The organism is Enterobacter sp. CPE_E1241 (assembly GCF_045618265.1).
Lineage (GTDB): Bacteria > Pseudomonadota > Gammaproteobacteria > Enterobacterales > Enterobacteriaceae > Enterobacter > Enterobacter adelaidei.
The window spans coordinates 2948131-2971571 of record NZ_JBIWYV010000001.1 but is presented as its reverse complement, the minus strand read 5'-3'; the positions used below and the strand labels follow the sequence as shown (position 1 = coordinate 2971571).

The following is a 23441-nucleotide window of genomic DNA, read 5'->3' as shown; positions in this document are numbered from 1 at the left end:
CAAGCGGGTTTTTTTATGGGTGAAAATATGGCTACGTTGCGCGAACTGATCATCAAAATATCTGCAAACTCCCAGTCATTCCAGTCAGAAATCTCTCGTGCTTCAAGAATGGGTAATGACTATTACCGGGTAATGCAGACCGGAGGACGCCAAGCGGCCGCAGCTTCGCGGGAGACTCAGCGCGCCTTGGCTGAGGTAACTAGTCAAATAAACACCGCGAAGGCCTCAGCACTGGGAATGGTAGGTGCATTTGCTGGAGCATTTGCAACTGGTCATCTTATATCGCTGGCGGATGAATGGAGCTCTGTTAATGCCAGGCTAAAGCAGGCTTCCCTGTCGTCTGATGATTTCACGGAGTCTCAGCGGGCGCTGATGGATATTAGCCAACGAACCGGAACCGCCTTCTCTGATAATGCGAGTCTGTTTGCGCGTTCCGCCGCATCGATGCGTGAATACGGATACAGTTCGCAGCAAGTTCTGGATGTAACCGAGGCCATTTCTACTGGACTAAAGTTATCCGGCGCCAGCACGGCAGAAGCAAGTTCTGTTATCACCCAGTTTAGTCAGGCATTAGCACAGGGCGTGCTGCGGGGCGAGGAATTCAACTCTGTTAACGAAAACGGTGATCGAGTTATCCGTGCGCTGGCCGCTGGGATGGGTGTAGCTCGTAAAGATCTGAAGGCAATGGCCGACCAGGGGATGCTAACCGCAGATAAAGTTGTCCCGGCCCTGATAAGTCAACTTGGCACTATGCGTGGTGAATTTGAGGCAATGCCGCAGACCGTTTCTGCTGCCACGACGAAAATCGAAAATGCTTTCATGGCATGGGTAGGTGGCGCTAATGAAGCTACTGGTGCGACAAGTACTCTTGTTGCTGTATTGAATACAGTTTCTGACAATATCGACACTGTGGCTACGGCTGCCGGAGCTTTGGCTGCAATAGGTGGAGCTCGCTATCTTGGAGGGATGTTTGGCGATCTTGGGAACCAGACGGCGCAATTAATAGATGCCAGAAAGAACGAAATTGCGCTCGCATCTGCAAGGGCTGAATCTGCTACCCAATCACAACGAAAGGCGGCTGCAGATGCAATTGCTGCCGAGCGTGCTTATCAGCTCTCGCTATCCGAGCTGGAACTTGCAAAAAACACAAATGCAGAAGCGATAGCTACACAAAATTCTATTGCCAAACGGCGCGCAATGATAGCCGCCAATGCTACTCTCGTTCAGTCAAATAGAGCAGTATCAGCGTCGCAAGAAGCACTCAACCGATCAACATCGGTAATGAATTTGTTCAAATCTGGCGCTACGGGTCTTTTGTCGTTAGTTGGTGGTTTGCCAGGAATTTTAATGTTGGGTGCTGGGGCGTGGTACACGATGTATCAACGTCAAGAACAAGCCAGGGAATCTGCAATCCAATATGCGGACACAATCGAGCAGGTACGAGATAATCTGAAATCAATGTCTCAGACGCAGATATCCGCCAACCTTGGACAGGCGAATATTTCACTTGATGCTCAGAATAGTGCGATTGAACAGCAGAAGCAGAAAGTTGCTGAATTATCCAATCAACTTTATAACGCAAAATTAGCGGCCAATTCTGCTTCAGAAGGAACATGGCTGTATAACGATGCGGTTGAGAAAGCTGCAGACTTTGCTTCAGAACTTGCGGTTGAAGAAGGCCGACTTGAGCAAATGCTCAATAAAAGAAAGCAAACACAACAGTTAATAAACGACATAACTGATCAGGCTATAAATAAAACAGTAGAAATGGCTGGCGCCGTCAGTTCTCTTACAGAGATGTATGACCGGCTGAACAAGGTTTCCAGACAGTCTACAGCAGTGTCCCCACCAAAATATGCAGGACCTGTACTTCCTGCGCTTGATAATAAGCAGCAGCAAGCCATAGACAAGGCGCAGCGACAGCTTGAGTTATCCGGCCTTAAGGGATTGGATAAAACCCGTAGGCAGGCGGAATTCGATGCATCTGACCTTAATCTCCCGGCTGGTTGGCGTGAGAAGTATGTCAGCATGGAAGTTGAGTCTGCCAGGCAGTTGCAAGCAATTCGTGACTCCAGCCGCCATAATGGCGGGAAATCCGAGGCTGAAAAAACAGCTGATACCTATGACAAGCTGATCAAACAGCAGAAAGAGCAGATCGCGCTGGCAGGTCAGAATACCGAACTGGCAAAACTGAAATACCAGGCGAGCCAGGGGGAACTCGCGACTCTTACAGAGGCCCAGAAACAAACTCTGCTGCAAAATGCTGCACTTATTGATCAGCGGAAAATTAGGGAACAACTGGCGGCGTATGAAGCAAACCTTTCCGATGCTAACGCCAGCGCACGCGCATCAAACCAGGCTGAACTCACTGGGTATGGTCAGGGTAGTCGTATGCGTGAGCGTATGCAGGAAATGCTGCGTATCAGGGAGGAATTTCAGCAGAAAAACGTTGATCTCCAACGACAATATCAGTCTGGCGATATCACGGAAGATCTGTATCGACAGGAATTGGACCTGAATAAACGCTTTCTCGATGAGCGTCTGCGTGATCAACAGGGATTCTATAGTGCATCAGATGCCCAGAGGGACAACTGGGCAGCCGGCATGAAAGAGGGCTTTGCTAACTGGGCAGATACTGCGTCGGATTATGCCTCACAATCTGCTGATCTGGTTAACAACAGCATGTCTGGGCTTGTGGGGAATATTTCTGAAGCTCTTGCTGGTAACAAGGTTGACTGGGAGGACTGGTCGAAATCAGTGCTTGCTTCAATGCAGAAAATTATCCTCAACGCGATGATCGTCAACTCTCTGCAGTCTTCTATGGGCGGTGGTGGTTTCCTTGGCGGGTTGTTTGGCGGTTCTGCTGGTGGCTCAACACCGTCTGGTTCTTATAATTCGGCAGCATCTGGCCTTCAGCTCAACGCTAAGGGGGGCGCTTACGCGTCTGCCAGCCTCAGTGCTTACAGTAACAGCATAGTCAGATCACCGACATACTTTGCTTTTGCGAAAGGTGCTGGGCTTATGGGGGAGGCAGGCCCGGAAGCCATTATGCCGCTCACGCGATCTGCAGATGGTTCACTCGGCGTTCGGGTAACAGGAGCTCAAACGGCTCCGGGAGGCGGCGGAGAAATACATATCACCCAGCATATCAATGTTTCTGGTAACGGGGATGCTGCGCTTAATCAGGCAATGCAAGAGGCCGCCGCTAAGGGCACCAGAGATGGTGCGAAGCTGGCCAGACAGGAGATGCTGCAAGATTTCCAGACCAATGGTCAGGCCAGGAGGATGCTTGGCGTTTAATGGAACTTATTGTGTTATTAATGAGCCGAAAGGCAGGAGATAGATATGAAAGAAAAAAAGGCCACCCAAAGAGCAGCCTTTGATGCCCCAATGTTGCTCAGTGTGCAGGTTAAGAAATCTTCACTTTGTTTACCAGTGTGGAAACGATTTCTTTTTCTTTGGCGATAATTGCAGGGCTTATGTCTGGCGCATTGAAATTGGCATCCCTTATAAGTTCTAAAACCCCTTCTTTCTTCAGCCCTCCTGCGCCAATAATTGCCGAGACAATATACATCGTTAATTCGGAACGTACCTGTAGATGTTTTGCGATACCTTCCAGTTGTTGAATTCTGGATTCAAAATTTTCAATTCGTTGTTCGTTTGACATTTAGGTCCCTTAGACAGAGGTAATCAGCCATCCCTCTTCATGGAGTGCGCCAGCGTCCCACCGCTGACGGGCTGAGCCTCAACCATAGCCAGGTATGTAAATCAATAACATCCTGATAAAAGATCAGTGTTTTCAACATCGGGAGAAACTATGGCTGCGCTTGAATGGCCTGAAGATGTATGTCCGGCGTCGCTGACGTGGCGGCCGGAAAGTAACACCAAAACCTTTCGTTCCCCGTTTAATGGTGCATCACAGACCGTCCGTTTCCCCGGCACCCGCTGGATCTGCTCTCTGACGTTTAGCAACCTTACAGACGATAAATCCCGGCGCATCGATGCGCTGGTGGCCGATCTTGATGGTGAATATGGCAGGGTGAAGATCCGGGACTGGGGGAGGGCTGGCAGGACGCCAGCCGGAAATCCGGTGGTTTCTGACGCGAACCAGACAGGTACGCAGCTCGGCAGTAAGGGTTGGACACCTAGCACACTGGTACTGCGCACCGGTGATTACTTTACCGTTAATGACGAGCTGAAGATGGCCACCGCTGATGTGACCAGCACTGCTGCAGGAACTGCCGTTATTCCCTTTGCACCTATGTTGCGCGCCTCTCCCCCTGCCAATGGAAAAATCGAAGTCGCTAAGCCATACGGAATTTTCAAGCTGAAGGATAACCAGCAGGGGGCTGGGAATCGCATTCCTGGCGGTTTTACCAGCTATACGCTGGAGTTTGAGGAGGCTTTCTGATGCTGTATTCCCCGTTTTCTGATTCGATGGTGGACTGGCTATCCCGCGACAGGGTTACCGCCGTGCTGGCGGCTAATGTCCAGTTTGAGTCCGGTACCGCCTACGTACATTCCGGTACCGGCACGCTGGTGCTGGGCGGTTATGTCTATTACGGCATGGGTACGATGGGCGCTATCGACGATGTAGGCGAAACCAACACGACAAGCCCGACGCAGCTCAGGATGACGCTATCAGGGCTGGATATGTCGCTGTTTGCTAAAACGCTCAATGAGCGCTGTGTGGGAAGGCCAGCGGAGCTGTATCTGGTGGCGATGGATGATAACGGCGTCGTTCAGGTAGCGGACCTGATTTTTAAGGGGAAGGTTTCCGGTACCGGGGCAACGTCGGGTGAAACGAATGCCCTGCAGTACACCGTAAGTAATATTTTTGAGGACTGGCAGCGACCGTTCCCGGACCGCTATACCGACGAGTCACACCAGGCCACCCAGCCAGGCGACCGCATATTTCGTTACGTCGCGCAGATGGCAGAACGTTCAATTTACTGGGGCAGCAAAAAAGATGCGCCAGGGTTTACCTATTCGTGAGGAAGCATGAAGCATCCAGACTGGCATAACAGATTAATCGCCGTGATAAGGGCCGCTGAAAAGCGGCCTTTTTTATGGGGCGAACATGACTGCTGCCTGTTTGCGGCAGATTGTGCGGAAGCGATGACCGGGGATAATTTCGCCGACGGCTGGCGCGGGACCTACGACAGCGAAACGGGCGCAAAAAAGGCGCTGCTGCGCGGCGGTGGCTCACTTGAAAAGGTGCTGGCTAAATACCTCGATGAAGTGCCGGTGAAGTTGGCTCAGCGCGGAGATATCGCGGTAGTGGAAAACGCGGGTACCCGATGCGCCGGGGTAATTTACGGTGGCGCAGTGTGGGTGCCGGGTGAAACTGGGCTGGTTTGCCTTCGGATTAAGCCCCTGAGTACGTGGAGGGTTCGCTGATGCCTGCTGCAATCCCTATCATAGCGACGGTAGCCGCCGGCGCCGCGGCAGCCAATGGAGCCTACGCTATCGCAATGGCAATCACCATTGCCGCTCAGGTCGCCACACAGATGATGACGAAGAAGCCATCACTGGGATCTTACCGGGACACTGCGGAACGGAAGCAGGTGCTGCGCGCGGCTGCCAGCCCTAAAACGGTTGTTTATGGCAGAACCGTATCTGCAGGCACTCTGTTTTTCGCTGAAGAACAGCCTGGCGAGCAGACTGATGGTGAATGGGTCCATCTTGCCATTACTCTGGCGGGGCACCCCATTTCAGGCACGGGCACCATTTACCTGGGCGATGACGATATTGGCTCGTATGGCGAGAATGCCACGTATGAAGTGCATATCGACCGCCAGACAGCAGATCCTTTCATGTTGGCAAATTGCCCGTCGTGGAAAGATGACATGATCGGCAAGGGGATTTCCTGGCTGCGTCTATCTCTGAAATACAATGCTGAGAAATTCCCGTCCGGCATCCCGAACGTGAAGGTTGAAAAGACGGGCCGGAAAGTATACGACCCGCGCACCGGCCGCACGGAGTACAGCAACAATCTGGCGCTGTGTGTGCTGGACTATTACCGGAGTTACCTGAAAGTCGCTGATGCTGATATTAACTGGGATCAGTTTCAGGAAGCGGCCAACATCTGCGACGAGCTGGTGACTAACGGCGACGGCACGACGGAAAAGCGTTACACGCTGAACGGGGAATTTGACCTCAGCGAAAATAAAGCGAGCATTCTTGAGGCGATGCTGACAGCTGGCGCAGCAGAGCCAACCTACATCGCCGGTAAACATGGCATCCTCGTTGGCGCGTATTACGGCCCCGCAACCGAAGTTATTACCGAGAGTCAGCTGGCCGGCGATATCGAGATCATGCCTGAGGTGTCACAGTCTGAGCGCGTTAACACCATCAGCGGTACGTTTGTCGATCCTAAACAGACATACTCTGAAGCCGATTTTCCATCAGTATCTGTGAGCGAGTGGGTAACCGAAGACGGCGTGGAGATATCGCAGGATCTTAAGCTGCGTTTCGTTACGTCTGAATTTCAGGCCCAGCGCCTGGCGGACATCAAGCTCAAGCGGACCCGCATTTCCCGCACAATGAATCTCACGCTGAACCTCAGTGGGTACCGGTACCGCCCAGGTATGTATGTAAAAGTTAATTTTCCCTCGCTTGGGATCGTTAACGTTGAGATGCGCGTGACAGACTGGAAATTTGGCGTGCAGAACGGCGTGCAGATTACACTGAAGCAGGAAACCGCTGACGTGTGGGGTGATGCCATTGGTAAGCCGATCGATCGTCCTGATTTTACCCAGCTCCCTCCTGGTGGGGTGGCGCAGCCTCAGAATCTGAAGTACACCGTGGAGGAAATAGGTCAGGTGGTGCAGGGCGTTCTCTCCTGGCAGAACATCGGACAGTTTGTCTATAACCAGGTTGTCATTCGCAGGAATGGCCAGCCGGTGCTCACAGCCCAGGTTCCCGGCTCGTTCACGCGATTAACTGGTCTGCTGCAGGATACTTACACAGCCCACGTCACCGCCGTTAATCAGATGGGGGCAGCTTCGCCAGAGGCATATCTTGAATTCAGCATTCAGGCACCGCCACCGCCGACTGGAGTCACTATTGAGCAGGCATTCTTTTCAGTGATGCTTATTCCCCGCCTTGCAGCCGTCACGAATGTTTCTACCCAGTTCGATTTCTGGACGTCCGGCGAGCAGCCGCTTGCCAACACAGATACGGCGACCGTGGAGGTAGGGGCCACGCGCGCGGGTATTGGCACGACGTGGACAAGCCAAAACCTGAAGAACGGACACACCTATTACTGGTACATCAGAACCATCAATGCATTCGGTACATCTGCTTTCATCCAGGTGGCCGCGCTGTGCCAGACGGAAACCGGAGAGCTGATCGATATTATTGATGATGCTGTGCGTGACTCAGGCGCTTTCAAAAATGTTTCTGAAGGCGTGGACACCAACCTCGAAGCAGCCATGCAGAATGCCCTGGCAAATCACGGAACGGTTGAACACCAGTATCAGCAGTACGGGGAGGTGCGCGCTGATATCCTGGTTGTTAAAACAACGGTCGCAGAAGTGGATAAAGGCCTGGCAGACCTTTCTACCTACGTGCAGGCTCAGGTAGGGGATTTGACCGCAGCTGTTAACCAGAAATTGACGGCAGAGGTAAACAGTGATGGAACAGGAAAGGCATCCTATACGCTCAACCTCGGGATAGTCAGAAATGGTGTGAAGTACAACACTGGTTTCGGGATGTCGATTGAGCCATCCGGCGGTACCTATAAATCTACGGTGGTCTTTGCTGCCGATCAGTTTGGCATCTACTCGGGAAGCGATCCGGGGAATTACCAGGCTGCATTTTTTGTCTATAACGGTCAGGTGTTCATCCGTGATGCCTTTATTCAGGACGGTAGCATTACGAATGCAAAAATCGGTAATTACATCCGATCATCAAACTATGTCGCTGGTCCCGGCGGCGCAGGCTGGAACATTGATAAATCAGGTAACTGCGAGATGCACGGCGCGCTGTATGCCGACAGCGGTAATTTCGCGTTCACCGGGAACGGTAATGGCGTCACCATTGACGGAAAGGGCGTAAAAATTGATCTCGGCGGCGGTAACCTGATTGTTCTTGGAGAGTGGTAACTATGCCAAAAGGATTGCGTATTACCTACGCCGATGGCGGCCCGGCAATGGAAATAACTTCCGGGCTTCGCTGCCCTTCATTTTGCCAGAACGTCAGCGAAGCATGGGATATTAATCAGTACACGATTAATCAGCGCGTGGATGGCAGTCAGATCATACTTATCCCGCGCAATACGGTTTACAAGCTGAACAGGGGGACAAACCTCATTCCCACCATCGGTATGCTGGATGGATTTACCGTATCAGGTAATACCATCACCATGAATACCTGGTGGAGTGACAACTGGGGGAGACCAAAGACCTTTGCGGCGTCAATCTGGCAAATCCTCCCGGCTTCATCAGGGAGAGGACTGCTGATCAAGGACAGTACAGATTTCCTCTCAATCACCGACGCCACGATGTCAGGTTACTGCGTCTGGCGCGGCACCATCACTTTCACCGGAAGCTGGGCTACGCCGACGACAAATATTTCCCGTGATCGCTATATGGTGTTCGCAAAATGGAGTGCTGAAAACGTCACAATTGAGTTTGACGGTTCAAATATTATCGCTACGAAAGACCATTCTGGTCTCGATCAGGATGCTACGGTCACGATGCAAATCGCAATTTTTGCCAGTGGCGTAAGCCCGACGCCAGGCAGTGGGCTGAATATCATTAAGAGTGGCGTCTGCGTGTTCTCCACCACGCGAAGGCCGTTTGTGTATCGAAACCAGACCTATACGCCGTCATGGTCAAACACCGATATTGGTGAGGGCATGATACTACTTGGGCGCTATGGCTATAACAGCGAGGTCTACACAGGCTGGGACTACATAAAATGGGCTGGACTTATCCGTAATGGAAATCTGGTGCGCGCCGGGAGGGGAAGAAATGCCGCTTCATGGACATCGCAATACAGCGTCGTAGGTCGGCGGCTGACAAGTCTCTCTATCCCCATTATTGATGCAATTTACTGACAACCCGCTTAGGCGGGTTTTTTATTATCAGAATTCAGGAGTCCACTATGTCAGCAGGAACCATAACCCTGACAAACGGGTCCGCTATTGTTGGCGGTTCCGGAACTTCATTCACAACAGAGTTGGCCGCTGGTGACTTTATTGTCTCTACTGTGGGCGGCGTGTCGTATACATTGCCTGTTAAATCGGTAGAGAGTAATGCGCAACTTACGCTGGTCAGCAACTTTACCGGGCCGACACAATCCGGAGCGGCCTGGTCAGCGGTCCCGCGCGTGGCGCTGAATATGGTCACTGCTGCGCTGGTGGCGCAAAGTGCTGAAGCGCTGCGTGGACTGAATTACGACAAACAGAACTGGCAACGCATTTTTACTGGAACAGGAGATATAACGGTAACTCTGCCGGATGGAACGGCATGGACGGGCCCAGCCTGGAATAGCATTACCACATCGCTTTCAGGCAAAGCGGCAAAAGGTGAAAACAGCGACATTACCTCTCTCAGCGGACTCACGACAGCTCTGTCTTTAGCACAGGGTGGTACCGGTTCGACAACAGCATCAGGCGCCCGCACAAACCTTGGACTGGTGATTGGTTCTGAGGCAGGTAATATTTATCCCATTAAACAAAAACTCATTTATCCTGACTTTTCATCCCCGTTTCCGGTAGCTGGAAGTGCAGTTTCAGGCTTTAACTTTTTAACTACTATATGGAACGGCTGGTGTACCTCAGCCAGTGACTATACATTGAATACTGGCGGGCCAAATCCTTCACAAAACGGCACGGGGTATGCCTATGCTCAAAGTCTAAGTCTTGGCAATCAACAAAACCGAACTCTTTTTTTTGTACCGTATACGATCACTGGTAATTCAGGAAGCTTGTGCTGGCAAGGTGTATTTAATGGTGCATTAACACCAATGGTAACAACTCGTGATACCAGAAATACCACTGTTGACAGTAACGGTTTTATAAAAGTAGCGTCTCCTGTTGTGAAAATTTATGGTGATGGCAAATACAAAACCAACGATGAATCAGAAGGCGTTACGGTCACTCGTCTGGATGTAGGCCAATATCTCATTGATGGGTGTGAAGCACTCAATTCAGACGCTGCCTGGGGCGGTATTGACGGAGGTTTTGAGATTCCTACTGACAGGAATAAGCAACCGCTCATATGGCTGGATTATGAGGTCAATGCTGACGGTTCTATCTTGGTGAAAACCTACCACCGCACACATCCTTCAGCACCTGCTTTTGCCAGAAATGAACGTGACGGGATCAATGACGGAGAGCCTATTGATATCCCGTCAGATCAGTTCGTCAGCGTTCGTGTAGAAATGCCAGCGAGTAGCATCTGGAATCAGAAAAAGATACAAACTGAAGAGGCTTTAAAGCAGGAGCAGGGCTCTTAAAAAAACCGCCGTCCATTTTGTGTAAGAATGAGCGGCGGTTGATTGCTCAGTGTTCATGCCCGAGCAAACGTCGGAAATATTACCCGAACAATATCTACAGGCCAACCTGGCGAACTGTCGGGAACTCAGAAACCAACCACATATCGGATTCTTCAAACATTTCTTCCAGCATGCGGTTCAGTTTTTCCCGATCGCTTTTGCTGGCATCGCTATTCAAGCCGTTCGCCTGCATCGGCTTCACCTTCACTTCGGCATCAGGGAAAATCTGATGCACCCGCTTAGTCAGCTCGGCCAGTATGATCTCTCTGGCCCCTTCGAGCCCCTCAACATTACGCTTGTCATAAACCAGCTCAACGAACATCACTCTCCATCCTTGCTGACTTGATCTGTTGATACAAAAATACTACTGTATATGCATACAGTCAACAAGCAAGTGAGGGTGCTGCTATGCCCCGTCAACCTGATATACGTGCAGCCTTTTTAGCGGCCATACAACAGAATCCAAAAGGATATCTTTGTTTGAACACTGACAAATTCATCACTGAATTGCGCGTTAGGAATTGGCATTTCAGCCAGGCAGATGCCAATGCATGGATTAAGAGATACCAACCAGACTTTGCTGATAAGACGACGGATGAAAGCGATAACCGTTACTGGATCTTGCGTAATATGGGGAGGGTTTTCTGATGGGCTTTCCTTCACCAGCTATGGATTACCAGGAACAGCGGTTGACCATAGATCTGCTATGCGGAATTGACGGTAACTGCAGGGTAATAGAAACATCCTGTGGTTGGGCAGTCATTAACATTGCTCTGAGGCCAGAGCAGGGAGATACGCTACTGGTAAGAATGGATAACAGGAACGAGTTTGCAAAGCTCTACGGGTCGGCATTGATAACTGAAGATGGTGAAGCGATAGAAGGCGATGCGCTGGATGACGTTGAGGTTTTTGGCGTGCTAACACATAGTCTTAACCGGGTCGGTAACGATGATTGCCCGGCAATTTAAAGCAAGGTTCTGCCATCATTTCACCATCGTTTCGCCATCATGATTTTATGGCAACAAAAAACCAGCCATAAAAGGCTGGTTTTCAATGTATTTTTGGTCGGCACGAGAGGATTTGAACCTCCGACCCCCGACACCCCATGATGGTGCGCGAAGGCATTTATGGTTCAATTAGGATCATCTATAAATGTATAATTCATAAACTAAAAATCTCGGAGTGATTCAAATGCCAAGAAAGACACCTGAACATTTTGCACAAGTTGCACGCCAGACCAGAGAAAACTCAGATATGAGGATTCGATATCATGAATATCTTGAAAGACATGGATATGAACATAGTGAGCAAAATGCTAATTTCTTCGCTTTGACATTAGGGCTGAGTGCAGATGCAAGAGTGAATCTAGTACATCAACTAATGTCAGGTATCTGATGTGAAAACCATCTTTTATGCGTAAAAATTTCGCCATTGCGACTATTTGATAATCGTAACTTGTTGATTCATCTAATCTGTCAATTATGGATTAATGGCGAAAAATCATCGTATGTGCTTGTTAACTATAGATAACAAGCATGATTTAAAATCCCTCGGCGTTCGCGCTGTGTGGGTTCAAGTCCCACTCCGGCTACCATGGGAACAGAAGAATAAAATCAATGATAAGCAGTGTCGTATAAACCACCGAAAGGTGGTTTTTTATTGCCTTTTCCACCCTCCACTACAGTAATTTTCCTGTTTCCCCTATGCGTGACTAGAGCCTTTGCAGTGGTTTACTGAATTTGCTCATCTGAACTCGACCAAAGCGTAACGATCGATTTCGGTCTGAAGCGAAAAGTAGACCTTGTGTATATGTAAGTAAAACGACCCTAAGTTTTAAACAAAGGGTCATTAGTTAGGCTTATTTTACCGTTTCAATTTTCGGTGGCTGCCAGGTGCCATCGAGAATCGACTGCTCTCCCCAGTAAGCGCGGATATAGAGTGACAGGTTACCGTCAGGTGCCGGAAGCCAGTTATTCACTTTATCCTCTGATGGGCGATTTTTGCTGACGTACAGTGTCAGAGAGCCGTCATCGTTGTACTTCAGATTTTTATTTTTCGTCCCCAGAGAGTAACGGTTAAGCTCATTTGGACTAAACAGATGCTTGCTGTTGTAAAGCGTGAGTGACCAGAACCCTTTTACAGGAGGAAGTTCGCCTTTTGCGAAGGTTACCGTGTAGTCATGGGCTCCGGAAAGCTGTACGTTTGCGGCATCATTGTCGGTGTAGAAATACTGGGTTTCGTTCGGTTTGTTATCGAACATATTCGATTTGGAGGTGCCGGTTCGGTTGTAGTAGTCCACACCGAACTCGGCGTTATTTTTAGAACGGTTCCAGCCATTGCCGGCAGGTACGCCGTTATTCTTCCATTTAAAGAATTCTGCAATAACCGTTTTATCCGTCTCGATGGCTGTTTCATCCATCCATTTGCGCACCTCAGGGTTTTTCTTCCCGGCCTCTACCAGATGGCGGTACTGAGCGTACATGGCCTCTTCGCCAGGCAGTGGCGGCACTTTTTCCAGCACATTTGCGAATTGATCAAAGAATTTCTCAGGCACCACCCAGCGCGTCTCGCCTGCGCTGGCATCTGGTTTATCACCAATAGCCGGAATTTTTGAGTATTCAAAGGATTTCATTTTCCCGTCAAACTGGTTTAACGGGTAGGTCATGATTTCTTTTATTGGAGCCTGAATCGCTTTACGATCTTCCGGGGTATCATCCATCTGTACGCGCGGAATAACGTTGGCCATTTCAGTAGACGAACGGATAATCCCTGCAATCCCCTTCGGTGTTTCGCCTTTCCAGTTCGGCCCGACAAATAAATAAAATCCAGGCTTGGTGCCGTAAGGTTTACCAACATTACCAATTTGATTCGTGCGTGCGTCATAGAGAGCGTAAACCCAGAAACGCTCACCGAAATCGGGAACCTGAATAACTATCGGTTCTTTATCTAACTCGAAGAAGCCCAGACCATATGCAACATCCTGATTGGGGCAGGTGACGAAGGTTTCTTCTGGTTTAATATAGTCTGTCAGCATGCTGAGTTGACCCATTGGCGCGACAGGAACCATCCCACCATTAAGTGCAGGATAGGGCGCTTTGGTGATGGTTTCCCGGCGGTTGAATTGGTTCACCATTGGCCAGCCCCAAATGTAGGCCTGCTGAGCAATTGCCTTTACGTAACTTTCAGGCATCGTTACATCGGCAGACGGCTGAGTTAACTGATCAAACTGGGTTGGATGCGGAATAGTCAGCGGTGCTGTTTGCGCATATACGCCGGCGCTGAGCGTCAGTGCAGTGAAGAGGGTGAGGTAATGTTTATTCATATTTTCTCTCTATTATTTGTTTGTCTGAATCAGATCGTCAGGTACCCATGTCTGATCGTAGAAGCCGTCCTCGGTTCCATACAGGCGTAGGGCAACAAGGAAATTACGGTCAGGGACTGTTTTAATAAACGCGCTGTCCGCTACGCCATCAGGTTTGTTTGGACCAAACCAGAGATCGATAGAGCCGTCATTGTTTTTCGGGATGTTGTAGTAACCGTTGGTGGAAGGGAGTAGCTGATCGGTTTCAGGCATCGTGCCATCAGTAATGTTGTAGGCCGTCACCGCCCAGAACAGAGCAGCTGGTGGATTTGGCGGTAAATGCAGTTTGTAAGTATTACTGCCGTTCAAGAATTTACCGGTGTTGTCTTTGGTGGCGAAAGGGTATTTCGAGCCAGCTCCGGTGGTATGCATCACCATCGCAGCCGCGCTGGAATAGGCAATTTGGAAGAAGGCCGCGCGCTGGTTAGCATCAAGTGTGCCGTACTGCATCCATTCTGCGGTAGCACCTGCCCATGAGTTTTCCCACTGTCTGTCTTTGTAGTACAGCTGCCGCTGGTCATCTCGCCCAACCTGTCGGCGCGCCAGAATCATACGTGGCGCAGTAGCGACTGCTTTGTTGAGCATCTCCTGCTGCTTCGCCGTTGGGCTGAAGGGTTTACCTTTGACCATCCCAATACTTAACAGTGCGCTCCGTGTCGCTTCTGGTATCGCTGTTAAAGGCTCATAGTCCATGAAGGTTTTCAGTTTCTGCCAGTAGCTGGCGTCTGTTGGATACATCATATTGACGCGCTTGCCGCTGGCGTCCGGGAACTGCATCGGTTTGACCTCTTTCTCTACATCCCAAAGCGGATAAATACGCGTCGTTTCTGCATTTTTTACCGCCGGGACAGGATCGGGTTTACCATCACCCTTTGCCATGATGGTTCTGAAGAAGAGGAATACGTTATAAGTTGATGATTTAAAGGCATAGTAACCCTGAGGCACTGGCCCTTCATAGTCTGGGGGTAACAGTAAATACAAGCCACCGCGAGCGCGGTCAGGACCGATAGCACCCACGTCGGTGATGGTTTTCTGGAAGAAATCAGTAAACATGCCGATGACATTTGCCGGGGCTTTTATAACCAGCGGACCTGTCTCTTTAAGATCCAGATAACTCATCGAATAGATGACATCGCCGTTTGGCGTCGGCACGACGGCACGGCTGTCCATGCGCTCTTTCCAAATTGGCAGGACATTGTACCCTTTGCCAAATGCGGCTTCTGATCCGTCACGTAACCCGATGGTGTTCAGAAGGGGCAACGTTTGAATGTATACCTGAATAGCATCCTGATAATAAAGTTCGTCGCTGAGCGACTGCGCCTCATCAGGTGCCAGCCAGTTGCCGTTATTGAGTTGTTTCATCAATGGTGATAAAGGCGCATCGGCTGCGAATACTGGCTGAGAAAATGTCAGTGCCAGTAAAACAGCAGATGTGATTATCTGAACTTTCATAACACATTCCTGAATGAATAAGCTGAAAAACCAGTAGCGAATGCCTTCTGTACCCCTGAGGACATTAACGTCTGGCACTGAAAAATGCCGAATGCCATTTAATGATAGTTAAAGCTGAAAATTTGTAATCTTTAGATTTATTTATTAATAAATCTTCGAAATAAAAGCTTTCTTCTTTCTAAATGAAAAAAAGTCTTGTACGGAGGCGCAACGGACAGCGCTTAACGATCAAAATGACACCGGGTGGCTTGCGCTTTCCTCGGTGGAAACTGCGGTGGGGTTTACTGGTTGTTTACGGAATATAAGAATAGCAATTGTGCGATTTTTATCAGTTAACGAAGAAAAACCTCCACGTTTTTCACCTGCCGATTTAAAGTTGTGGTTGAAATCGCAGCTGTGAATAAAATCAACGTGTAGAAATTAAGAAAGTCTTCCTCCAGACATAACCATACTTTTCTGCATACCAGATAAGTAGCGGTGAAAAGGGTTTCATCAATATACCTGCAGTGTGCCAAACGCCCTCAGTTGGGCTGTAACCATGACGGGTATCGAATCAAACCCCACCTAAATACGCTTTCCTCACCTCCTGATTGCCCAGCAGCTCCTCGCCGCTACCGCTCAGGCGGATCTGGCCATTAACCATCACATATCCCCGGTCAGAAAGTTTCAGCGCATGGTGCGCATTCTGCTCGACCAGAAAAATCGTCATGCCGTTGCGGGCCAGCTCGCGCAGCGTCTGGAAAATCTGTTTTACCACAATGGGTGCCAGCCCAAGACTCGGTTCATCCAGCAGCAGCAATTTCGGGCGACTCATCAACGCCCGGGCAATGGCCAGCATTTGTTGTTCACCGCCGGACATGGTCATCGCGCGCTGCTTGCGACGCTCTTTGAGGCGCGGAAACAGGTCAAACATGGTTTGCATATCTTCAGTCGCAAATTGATTGCCGATGGGGATAGTCCCCATCAGCAGGTTTTCTTCAACCGTCATATCCGGGAAGATTCGTCTGCCTTCCGGCGCCTGCGCAATGCCGCCGGACGCGACGTAGTGGGTGGATTTATGGCTGATATCTTCACCACCAAAAAGGATCTGCCCGTTGCGGATACGGGGCTGGCCAAAGATGGACATCAGCAGTGTCGATTTACCCGCGCCGTTTGCGCCAATCAGCGCTACGGTTTCACCCTTATTGACCTCCAGGGAAACCTGCTTCAGCGCCTGAATGACGCCGTAAAACACGTCCACCTCGCGAAATGCCAGCAGCGGTTCGTTCATAAGGTGACCTCGCTTTCGTCCGTACCCAGGTAGGCGGCAATGACCTTTTCATCATGCTGGATCTGCTCGGGTTTTCCTCTGGCAATAACATCGCCGTGGTCGAGCACGATAATGTCGTCCGAAATCTCCATCACCATCCCCATATCATGCTCGATCAACAACACCGTGATGTCGTGATGATCGCGCAGAAAACGAACTATGCTGCTCAGCTTATGTGTTTCTACCGGGTTAAGCCCGGCAGCGGGCTCATCCAGGCAGATCATCTCCGGCCCGGTACACATTGCCCGCGCGATTTCCAGACGCCGCTGTTGCCCATACGACATCTCTCCCGCCAGGCGATTGGCGCACTCCACCAGATCAACCACTTCCAGCCAGTAGAAGGCTCTGTCCAGGGCATCACTCTCCGCCCGGCGGTATGCCGGCGTATTTAAGATCCCGGCAAGAAGATTGCGGTTAACGCGCATATGCTGTGCAACCAGCAGGTTTTCCACGACCGACATTTCGCGAAAAAGCCGGATATTTTGAAACGTGCGCGCCAGTCCGGCGCGGTTGACCAGGTGGGTTCCGCCAAACATTTTGTAGAAAAGACGCTGCCCAAACTGCGCGGGGTTAATCCAGTCACCTGGCTGGAATTTTTGCCCGAGGACCTGAATGACGTTGGTCGTTTTATTGCGGGTATTAAATAAAATGTTGCCGCCAGAGGCTCTGTAGAAGCCCGTCAGGCAGTTAAACACGGTGGTTTTCCCCGCACCGTTTGGCCCAATCAGGGCGGTAATAGAGCCACGCTGCACGTCCAGGTTGACATCGTTTAGCGCCTTAATCCCGCCGAAGTGCATCATCAGATGTTCAACGCGCAATATCATATCGTTCATGGCGCAACGCCCTTACGCACGGCAAACCCGCTGCGGTTAATGCGGATCAAACCGCGTGGACGCCAGATCATCATCACCACCATCAGCATGCCAAACAGCAGGACCCGGTATTCGGCAAAACTGCGCAGCAACTCGGGTGTGACGGTGAGCACAAAGGCCGCCAGCACGACGCCAAGCGTAGAGCCCATGCCGCCCAGCACCACGATGGCGAGGATCAGTGCCGATTCAAAAAACGTAAATGAGGTCGGATTCACGAAACCCTGATAAGTCGCAAAGAATACCCCGGCAATCCCGGCGGTTGAGGCACCGAGCGTAAAGGCCGAAAGCTTGACCAGAACATGATTCAAGCCCATTGAGCGACAGGCGATTTCGTCTTCGCGCAATGCTTCCCACGCCCGGCCAATCGGCATCCGCGTCAGGCGGTGCTTAATATAGAGCACCAGCATCACCACCAGAAACAGTACCGCATAGATAAAGATAAACTTCATATTGGGGTTGTAGGTCAGGTGGAAAAATTCATGGAAGGGCACTCCACCTTCTTTAGCCCGACGGCCAAACTCCAGACCGAAAAAGGTAGGAGGAGGGGCTGAAACACCATTGGGCCCTCCGGTGAAGGTCAGCCAGTTGTTCAGGATCAGACGAATGATCTCCCCAAACCCGAGGGTCACAATGGCCAGATAGTCACCGTGCATGCGCAGCACCGGGAAACCGAGCAGGGCACCTGCGGCAGCGGCCATGATTGCCGCCAGCGGTAGCATGCTCCAGAAGCCTAACCCAAGATACTGATAACCCAGCGCCAGGCCATAAGCGCCGATGGCATAGAACGCGACATATCCCAGGTCCAGCAGACCGGCCAGACCCACGACGATGTTAAGTCCCAGACCAAGAAGCACGTAGATCAGCCCGAGAATGGCAACGGTCAGCACATATTTGGTGGCGACAAACGGGAAGCAAATCGCAAGGGTAATCACCAGAGGAATAATCCAGCGCATGCGGCTTTTGTATTCCGGGGGGCGGACATACACGCCCGCGCTATCGGCTTCAAAGCGTGACTGGAAACGGGCTCCGGTGGCAGTACCCAAAAAAGCGCTTAACAGAAAGCGCCCCAGCATCACAATGCCAACCATCCAGGCCAGTCGCTGCCCGGCGAAGTTAAAGCTGTACCCGTCCAGCACCACGCCCGCAATTGGGCCGAAGATAATCAGCGCAATCAGCCCGGAAAAAATAGCGTCCAGAGTGCAGCGTTTGAGAGAAAAACCGTGGCTTGTCATCGTTGCTCCCTCACACTTTGGCCACAATCGGGCGACCAAGCAGTCCCTGGGGACGGAAAATAAGGATCATCACCAGAAGCCCAAACGAGAACACATCTTTATAGTCCGAGTTCACCATGCCCGAGAACTGGGCTTCCGCCACGCCGAGAATAAGTCCGCCGAGCATTGCCCCGGGCAGGGAACCGATGCCGCCGAGTACCGCCGCGGTAAAGGCTTTGATACCAATGACAAATCCGACGTAGAAATCAAAGGTGCCGTAATTCATGGTGATGAGCACACCCGCCAGACCCGCCATTGCCGCGCCGATGACAAAGACCAGCGAAATAATCCGATCGGTGTTTATCCCCAGAATGGAGGCCATTTTGCGGTCCTGTTGCACCGCGCGGCACATCCGTCCCAGGCGGGTATGGTTGATTATCCAGGTGAGGACCAGCATGCCGGCAAATGAAGCGACCAGAATAAACACTTTGGTATAGGTTATCTGAACGAACCCTTCCCCCAGATGCAGGCGAATAACGCCATCCAGCATGGTCGGAACCCCTTGCTGGCGCGGGCCCTGGCTCAACTGCGCGTAGTTTTGCAGAATAAGCGACATACCGATGGCGGAGATCAGTGGCGCCAGGCGTGTGGAGTTCCGCAGCGGTTTATAGGCAATTCGCTCGATGGTCCAGCCGTAAACCCCGGTCACCACAATAGTGAAAACCAGCGTCCCGAGGATCAACAGAGGGAACGACTGCAGGCCGAAGAATGACAGCAGCGCCAGGCCAATGGCGCAGAGATAGGCGGAAATCATATACACTTCGCCGTGGGCGAAATTAATCATGCCGATAATGCCGTACACCATGGTGTAGCCGATGGCGATCAGGCCGTAGACGGAGCCCAGCGTTAAGCCATTAATTAACTGTTGCAGGAAGAATGTACTCATCTTAGCGCGCTCGTTTTTATAGGCTGCGCGACTTACGCAGCCTGATGTTTATTACGCGCCGACAGGCTGGCCTGCCGGCGTTGAGCGTGATTCCGTCCCGTTACTGCACTTCCTTATATTTTCCTTTGTCGTCCCACTGGTAAACCACGTAGTCAGACACTTTCAGATCGCCTTTGCTGTCCCAGGCTTTTTTGCCCATCACCGTGTCGACGGCATTGGCTTTCAGCCACTCGCTGGCTTTGGCAGAGTCCTTGCCACCGGTGGCTTTGAAGGCAGCAGCAATGGCCTGTACAGAGGCATAGGAATAGAGGGTGTAACCTTCGGGTTCGAATTTACCGGCGCGGAATTTCTCGATAACCGCTTTACCGTCCGGGATCAGGCGCGGATCTTTACCGAAGGTCATATAAATGCCGTTGGTGTATTGCGGGCCGCCCGCGGCGGTTACCATCTCTTCGTTGACAATACAGTCGCCGGAGAAGAATTTCGCCTGCACGCCCTGTTCACGCATCTGGCGAACCAGCGGACCGGCTTCCGGGTGACAGCCGCCGAAGAACACCACGTCCGGTTTTTGTGCACCGATCTTCGTCACCAGCGCGTTAAAGTCTTTTTCACCGCGCGAAAGTCCCTCATACATCACATCCTGAACCCCGCGTTTCGCCAGCGCCGCTTTGGTGGCGTCAGCCAGACCCTGACCATAGGTATCTTTATCGTGAATGATCACCACACGTTTGGCTTTCAGCTTGTCGATGATGAAGTCGCTGGCGACCTGGCCCTGCTGGTCATCGCGTCCGCACATGCGGAACATGTCGCTCATACCGCGTTCCGTAATCAGCGGGTTGGTCGAGCCGGGAGTGATGGCAATAATCCCCGCATCGCTGTAAACCTCGGAGGCGGGCATGGTGGAAGAGGAGCAGAAGTGGCCAACCACGGCGTTGACTTTATCCTGGTCCACCAGACGGTTAGCAACAGCCACAGCCTGTTTCGGCTCGCAGGCGTCATCCCCCTGAACCAGTTTGATCTTCTCCCCGTTAATGCCGCCAGCAGCATTAATGTCTTCAGCGGCTTGCGTTGCGCCGTGCCAGTACTGATCGCCATAGGTGGCATTGGGGCCTGTGAATGGTCCGGCGACACCAATCACAATATCTGCCTGGGCGGAAAATGCGGTCACCAGGCAACCGGCCAACACAAGAGAAAGAGGCGTTCTGATAAATTTCAGCGACATTATTATGTTCCTTAGCAAAGAGGTTTTTGCACCACGGCGTATACCCAAACGCCCGACGGCGCAGCCAGTCCAAAACACGAGCAAGAACAAAATGCACTAAACGAACAAGATCCAGACTGCATCCTGCGTGATACGGCGAGGTTTCCATGCGCAACTTCGCGCGAAGAACATTAAGCAAAAACGTTGCCAGAATGGTTAACCCATTGATGGGTTTGCGACATGTTTGAGTATAGAGCCCCGTGTTATGTCGCCTTGCGGGAGGAGAAGAAATTACAGCGGAGATCACATATCGTTAACAATAAAGCCCATAAGTTGTGCAGGAGTCACGATTTGCACGTTTTTGCAGCAATAAAGACCTAAACTTCAACCCGGAAAGGTGTGCGATATGTGGTAGGATCCTTTCCTTTTTATCAGGAGTGTCAGCGATGACTGAAGGCCCATTGAATGAAAGCGAAATGGAGTGGCTTGAAGAGACATTAATGTCTTACGGTCACGACGATGCGTCCGTGATTGACGTCTCCGAACTGGACGGCATGCTTACCGCAGTGCTTTCTGGCCCCGTTGTCGTCGAGCCCGATACCTGGCTGGTGGCGGTGTGGGGTGGCGAGAAATACATTCCACGCTGGAAAAACGATCGTGAGATGAACCGTTTTATCGATCTCTGCTTTAAGCATATGAACGATATCGCCGAGCGCCTGAGCGAATACCCGGATCAGTTTGAACCGATGTTTGGTTACAACGACGTGGACGGTGAAAGCTATACCGTTGTGGAAGAGTGGTGCTACGGCTACATGCGCGGCGTGGCGCTGACGGACTGGTCTGCCTTGCCGGAAGATCTAAAGGCCGATCTGGATGTGATTGCGCTGCACGGTACGGAAGAGAACAGTGAGAAACTGGATGCGCTGACAGAAGAGGAATATAAAGCCAGCATTGAAAGCATCCAGCCTGCGGCACTACGTTTGTACAATTATTGGGTGAATAACCCGCAGCAACCGGAAGCGAAGAAGCCGATTGTGAATGGGGCGAAGGTCGGGCGTAACGATCCGTGTCCTTGCGGCAGCGGGAAGAAGTTTAAGAGCTGCTGTTTGCACTGATAAAAAAGGGGCTGATGATAGCCCCTTTTTTAGTTACCCCACTTCCGGCAGCATTCCCGCTGCAATCAAAACCTGCACCAGAATAATCACCACGCCACAGCCAAATACGATACACAGCAGCGGTTTTCCCCCCGCCACGCGATACCCTTGCTGAGGATGTTGCTGACGGCTCTTCCATGCCAGCAGGGAAGGGAGCAACAGGGCAAGGATCGACAGTGCCACCCCCGCGTAACCCAGCGCCATCACAAACCCGCGCGGGTAAAACAGTGCAAAGGCCAGCGGTGGCAGGAAGGTGATTGCGCCCGTCTGCAACCGGCCAGCCGCGGTATTGCGACGCTGGAACAGGTCAGCCAGGTAATCAAACAGGCCCAGCGCAACACCCAGGAACGACGTGGCCAGTGCCAGGTCGGCAAACAGGTGTACCGCCAGTTCCACATGTGGGGAGGTCACAACCTCGCGCAGTGCCAGCAGAAAACCATTCAGGCCAGCGTGTTGCGCCATCAGTCCAATAAAGGTCGAAGAGTCAATGCTGCCCAGCGTCACCAGTTGCCAGAAAATATAGGCAATCAGGGGGATCGCGCTGCCGATAACAAAGACACGGCGCAGCTTGCGAATATCGCCGTTCATATAGCTGACAATGCTCGGCACGCTGCCGTGAAAACCAAACGAAGTGAAAATGACCGGGATCGCGGAAAGCGCCAGCCCTTTTTCCAGCGGCAGCGTCAGCAGGTTGACCTTATGTACATGCGGCGCGAGCAGTACCAGCATCACAATCAGGAACAGAATTTTGGCGCTGAACAGAATACGGTTAAACAGATCGACCAGCGACGTCCCCACGCAGACCACACCCCCGCCGATGAGTGCAAAGAAAATGGCGCCGGTTGCCGGGGTAATATCGGATCCGAACCAGTCATTGACGCTGGAGGCGATGAGCTCCCCGGCACCGCTAATATAGGCGGCAGTCAGAGCGTACATCAGGAACATCATGCTAAAGCCGGTTATCCACTGACCGTAGCGTCCCAGGTAGCGTGCTGCAAGAGAACCCAGACCCGTGTCGGCTGGCACATGCTGATAAACCTCAAGTAACAACAGTGCGGTGTAGCACATTAACGCCCAGAGCATGCCAAGTAGCAGCAAGGTCATCCCAAACCCCACGCCTGCGGCTGCCAGGGGCATTGCCAGCATTCCTGCTCCAATCGTCGTTCCGGCGACGATAAAAATACTTCCCAGGGTTCTGTTTTTCACGCTTTCCTCTACAACTATTCGTAATCGCGACAAAATCTGCGGCGCAGAGTAAGGGAAAAGCGGTAACTCGTCAAATCACCGTTACAAGTAGTGTAATGAAATGTTTACGAAATTGAGCGCTCTGCGATCATGCATGGGGCGTCATCCAGACGTAACGTTAATAAGGGGAACAGGAAATACAATGAGGGTTTTGATGCAGGGAATGTAAGTAAAAAACGCGGCG

20 protein-coding genes are annotated in these 23441 nt (G+C 51.4%); 10 read left to right on the top strand and 10 right to left on the bottom strand.

All coding sequences use genetic code 11. The features are described 5' to 3' along the window. Window positions 1-27 precede the first annotated feature (27 nt). On the top strand, window positions 28-3300 hold the full coding sequence (locus ACJ9Y9_RS14520) for a phage tail tape measure protein (RefSeq protein WP_407226235.1): 3273 nt from the start codon (window positions 28-30) through the stop codon (window positions 3298-3300). A gap of 109 nt (window positions 3301-3409) precedes the next feature. On the opposite strand, the gene ACJ9Y9_RS14515 is transcribed toward ACJ9Y9_RS14520, so the two are convergent. Then, window positions 3410-3667, bottom strand: a complete 258-nt coding sequence (locus tag ACJ9Y9_RS14515; RefSeq protein ID WP_050482969.1) for a hypothetical protein — start codon at window positions 3665-3667, stop codon at window positions 3410-3412. Between the two features lie 150 nt (window positions 3668-3817). Here ACJ9Y9_RS14515 and ACJ9Y9_RS14510 point away from each other — a divergent pair, with 150 nt between their 5' ends. The 6 genes from ACJ9Y9_RS14510 to ACJ9Y9_RS14485 are packed head-to-tail and all read left to right on the top strand — an operon-like array spanning window position 3818 to window position 10467. Continuing rightward, window positions 3818-4411: a hypothetical protein gene (locus ACJ9Y9_RS14510; protein ID WP_028019713.1), complete on the top strand. Its 594-nt coding sequence runs from the start codon at window positions 3818-3820 to the stop codon at window positions 4409-4411. Then, window positions 4411-4995: a hypothetical protein gene (locus ACJ9Y9_RS14505; RefSeq protein WP_231079217.1), complete on the top strand. Its 585-nt coding sequence runs from the start codon at window positions 4411-4413 to the stop codon at window positions 4993-4995. The genes ACJ9Y9_RS14510 and ACJ9Y9_RS14505 overlap by 1 nt, the downstream gene beginning before the upstream one ends. A gap of 6 nt (window positions 4996-5001) precedes the next feature. Further along, window positions 5002-5400 carry a DUF6950 family protein gene (locus ACJ9Y9_RS14500; RefSeq protein ID WP_231079216.1) on the top strand — a complete coding sequence of 133 codons (399 nt, stop codon included), beginning with the start codon at window positions 5002-5004 and terminating at the stop codon, window positions 5398-5400. Then, window positions 5400-8108 carry a DUF1983 domain-containing protein gene (locus tag ACJ9Y9_RS14495; RefSeq protein WP_231079214.1) on the top strand — a complete coding sequence of 903 codons (2709 nt, stop codon included), beginning with the start codon at window positions 5400-5402 and terminating at the stop codon, window positions 8106-8108. The genes ACJ9Y9_RS14500 and ACJ9Y9_RS14495 overlap by 1 nt, the downstream gene beginning before the upstream one ends. A 2-nt stretch (window positions 8109-8110) precedes the next feature. After that, on the top strand, window positions 8111-9064 hold the full coding sequence (locus ACJ9Y9_RS14490; protein WP_231079213.1) for a DUF6453 family protein: 954 nt from the start codon (window positions 8111-8113) through the stop codon (window positions 9062-9064). Between the two features lie 47 nt (window positions 9065-9111). Continuing rightward, window positions 9112-10467, top strand: coding sequence for a hypothetical protein (locus ACJ9Y9_RS14485; protein ID WP_028018572.1), 1356 nt, complete (start codon window positions 9112-9114; stop codon window positions 10465-10467). Window positions 10468-10561: 94 nt separating this feature from the next. Here the strand turns inward: ACJ9Y9_RS14485 and ACJ9Y9_RS14480 are convergent, their stop codons facing one another. Beyond that, window positions 10562-10828, bottom strand: a complete 267-nt coding sequence (locus ACJ9Y9_RS14480) for a DinI family protein (RefSeq protein ID WP_023292714.1) — start codon at window positions 10826-10828, stop codon at window positions 10562-10564. An 86-nt stretch (window positions 10829-10914) separates the two neighbouring features. Here ACJ9Y9_RS14480 and ACJ9Y9_RS14475 point away from each other — a divergent pair, with 86 nt between their 5' ends. Both ACJ9Y9_RS14475 and ACJ9Y9_RS14470 read left to right on the top strand, forming a co-directional pair. Next, window positions 10915-11154, top strand: a complete 240-nt coding sequence (locus ACJ9Y9_RS14475; RefSeq protein ID WP_032666942.1) for a hypothetical protein — start codon at window positions 10915-10917, stop codon at window positions 11152-11154. A gap of 161 nt (window positions 11155-11315) precedes the next feature. Further along, complete coding sequence (locus ACJ9Y9_RS14470) at window positions 11316-11474, top strand: hypothetical protein (protein WP_375294218.1); 159 nt, start codon at window positions 11316-11318, stop codon at window positions 11472-11474. An 890-nt stretch (window positions 11475-12364) separates the two neighbouring features. Here the strand turns inward: ACJ9Y9_RS14470 and ACJ9Y9_RS14465 are convergent. From ACJ9Y9_RS14465 to ACJ9Y9_RS14435, 7 genes are all read right to left on the bottom strand, one after another. Further along, complete coding sequence (locus tag ACJ9Y9_RS14465) at window positions 12365-13828, bottom strand: DUF1254 domain-containing protein (protein WP_028018584.1); 1464 nt, start codon at window positions 13826-13828, stop codon at window positions 12365-12367. A gap of 12 nt (window positions 13829-13840) precedes the next feature. Continuing rightward, window positions 13841-15319 (bottom strand): DUF1254 domain-containing protein, encoded by a 1479-nt coding sequence (locus ACJ9Y9_RS14460; protein ID WP_028018585.1) that lies wholly within the window; start codon window positions 15317-15319, stop codon window positions 13841-13843. A 553-nt stretch (window positions 15320-15872) separates the two neighbouring features. After that, the gene (locus tag ACJ9Y9_RS14455) at window positions 15873-16589 is read right to left on the bottom strand and encodes an ABC transporter ATP-binding protein (RefSeq protein ID WP_028018586.1); all 717 of its coding nucleotides are present in this window, start codon (window positions 16587-16589) and stop codon (window positions 15873-15875) included. Further along, a complete protein-coding gene (locus ACJ9Y9_RS14450) occupies window positions 16586-17461 on the bottom strand; it encodes an ABC transporter ATP-binding protein (RefSeq protein WP_028018587.1) in 876 nt (291 codons plus the stop codon). Before ACJ9Y9_RS14450 ends, ACJ9Y9_RS14455 begins: the two co-directional genes overlap by 4 nt. Beyond that, the gene (gene livM, locus ACJ9Y9_RS14445; RefSeq protein ID WP_028018588.1) at window positions 17458-18732 is read right to left on the bottom strand and encodes a high-affinity branched-chain amino acid ABC transporter permease LivM; all 1275 of its coding nucleotides are present in this window, start codon (window positions 18730-18732) and stop codon (window positions 17458-17460) included. Before livM ends, ACJ9Y9_RS14450 begins: the two co-directional genes overlap by 4 nt. 10 nt (window positions 18733-18742) lie before the next feature. Further along, window positions 18743-19657 (bottom strand): ABC transporter permease subunit, encoded by a 915-nt coding sequence (locus tag ACJ9Y9_RS14440; protein ID WP_028018589.1) that lies wholly within the window; start codon window positions 19655-19657, stop codon window positions 18743-18745. A 100-nt stretch (window positions 19658-19757) separates the two neighbouring features. Further along, window positions 19758-20879: a branched-chain amino acid ABC transporter substrate-binding protein gene (locus ACJ9Y9_RS14435; protein ID WP_028021355.1), complete on the bottom strand. Its 1122-nt coding sequence runs from the start codon at window positions 20877-20879 to the stop codon at window positions 19758-19760. A 425-nt stretch (window positions 20880-21304) separates the two neighbouring features. On the opposite strand from ACJ9Y9_RS14435, the gene ACJ9Y9_RS14430 reads away from it, so the two are divergent. Next, window positions 21305-21973 carry a YecA family protein gene (locus ACJ9Y9_RS14430; RefSeq protein ID WP_028018591.1) on the top strand — a complete coding sequence of 223 codons (669 nt, stop codon included), beginning with the start codon at window positions 21305-21307 and terminating at the stop codon, window positions 21971-21973. Window positions 21974-22006: 33 nt separating this feature from the next. On the opposite strand, the gene tyrP is transcribed toward ACJ9Y9_RS14430, so the two are convergent. Continuing rightward, window positions 22007-23218: a tyrosine transporter TyrP gene (tyrP, locus tag ACJ9Y9_RS14425; RefSeq protein WP_028018592.1), complete on the bottom strand. Its 1212-nt coding sequence runs from the start codon at window positions 23216-23218 to the stop codon at window positions 22007-22009. Window positions 23219-23441 lie beyond the last annotated feature (223 nt).

What these genes read in the sequence shown, in the direction of transcription:
- ACJ9Y9_RS14520 (WP_407226235.1), top strand. Translation starts at nt 28, where the DNA reads ATGGCTACGTTGCGCGAACTGATCATCAAAATATCTGCAAACTCCCAG.
- ACJ9Y9_RS14515 (WP_050482969.1), bottom strand. Translation starts at nt 3,667, where the DNA reads ATGTCAAACGAACAACGAATTGAAAATTTTGAATCCAGAATTCAACAA.
- ACJ9Y9_RS14510 (WP_028019713.1), top strand. Translation starts at nt 3,818, where the DNA reads ATGGCTGCGCTTGAATGGCCTGAAGATGTATGTCCGGCGTCGCTGACG.
- ACJ9Y9_RS14505 (WP_231079217.1), top strand. Translation starts at nt 4,411, where the DNA reads ATGCTGTATTCCCCGTTTTCTGATTCGATGGTGGACTGGCTATCCCGC.
- ACJ9Y9_RS14500 (WP_231079216.1), top strand. Translation starts at nt 5,002, where the DNA reads ATGAAGCATCCAGACTGGCATAACAGATTAATCGCCGTGATAAGGGCC.
- ACJ9Y9_RS14495 (WP_231079214.1), top strand. Translation starts at nt 5,400, where the DNA reads ATGCCTGCTGCAATCCCTATCATAGCGACGGTAGCCGCCGGCGCCGCG.
- ACJ9Y9_RS14490 (WP_231079213.1), top strand. Translation starts at nt 8,111, where the DNA reads ATGCCAAAAGGATTGCGTATTACCTACGCCGATGGCGGCCCGGCAATG.
- ACJ9Y9_RS14485 (WP_028018572.1), top strand. Translation starts at nt 9,112, where the DNA reads ATGTCAGCAGGAACCATAACCCTGACAAACGGGTCCGCTATTGTTGGC.
- ACJ9Y9_RS14480 (WP_023292714.1), bottom strand. Translation starts at nt 10,828, where the DNA reads ATGTTCGTTGAGCTGGTTTATGACAAGCGTAATGTTGAGGGGCTCGAA.
- ACJ9Y9_RS14475 (WP_032666942.1), top strand. Translation starts at nt 10,915, where the DNA reads ATGCCCCGTCAACCTGATATACGTGCAGCCTTTTTAGCGGCCATACAA.
- ACJ9Y9_RS14470 (WP_375294218.1), top strand. Translation starts at nt 11,316, where the DNA reads ATGGATAACAGGAACGAGTTTGCAAAGCTCTACGGGTCGGCATTGATA.
- ACJ9Y9_RS14465 (WP_028018584.1), bottom strand. Translation starts at nt 13,828, where the DNA reads ATGAATAAACATTACCTCACCCTCTTCACTGCACTGACGCTCAGCGCC.
- ACJ9Y9_RS14460 (WP_028018585.1), bottom strand. Translation starts at nt 15,319, where the DNA reads ATGAAAGTTCAGATAATCACATCTGCTGTTTTACTGGCACTGACATTT.
- ACJ9Y9_RS14455 (WP_028018586.1), bottom strand. Translation starts at nt 16,589, where the DNA reads ATGAACGAACCGCTGCTGGCATTTCGCGAGGTGGACGTGTTTTACGGC.
- ACJ9Y9_RS14450 (WP_028018587.1), bottom strand. Translation starts at nt 17,461, where the DNA reads ATGAACGATATGATATTGCGCGTTGAACATCTGATGATGCACTTCGGC.
- livM (WP_028018588.1), bottom strand. Translation starts at nt 18,732, where the DNA reads ATGACAAGCCACGGTTTTTCTCTCAAACGCTGCACTCTGGACGCTATT.
- ACJ9Y9_RS14440 (WP_028018589.1), bottom strand. Translation starts at nt 19,657, where the DNA reads ATGAGTACATTCTTCCTGCAACAGTTAATTAATGGCTTAACGCTGGGC.
- ACJ9Y9_RS14435 (WP_028021355.1), bottom strand. Translation starts at nt 20,879, where the DNA reads ATGTCGCTGAAATTTATCAGAACGCCTCTTTCTCTTGTGTTGGCCGGT.
- ACJ9Y9_RS14430 (WP_028018591.1), top strand. Translation starts at nt 21,305, where the DNA reads ATGACTGAAGGCCCATTGAATGAAAGCGAAATGGAGTGGCTTGAAGAG.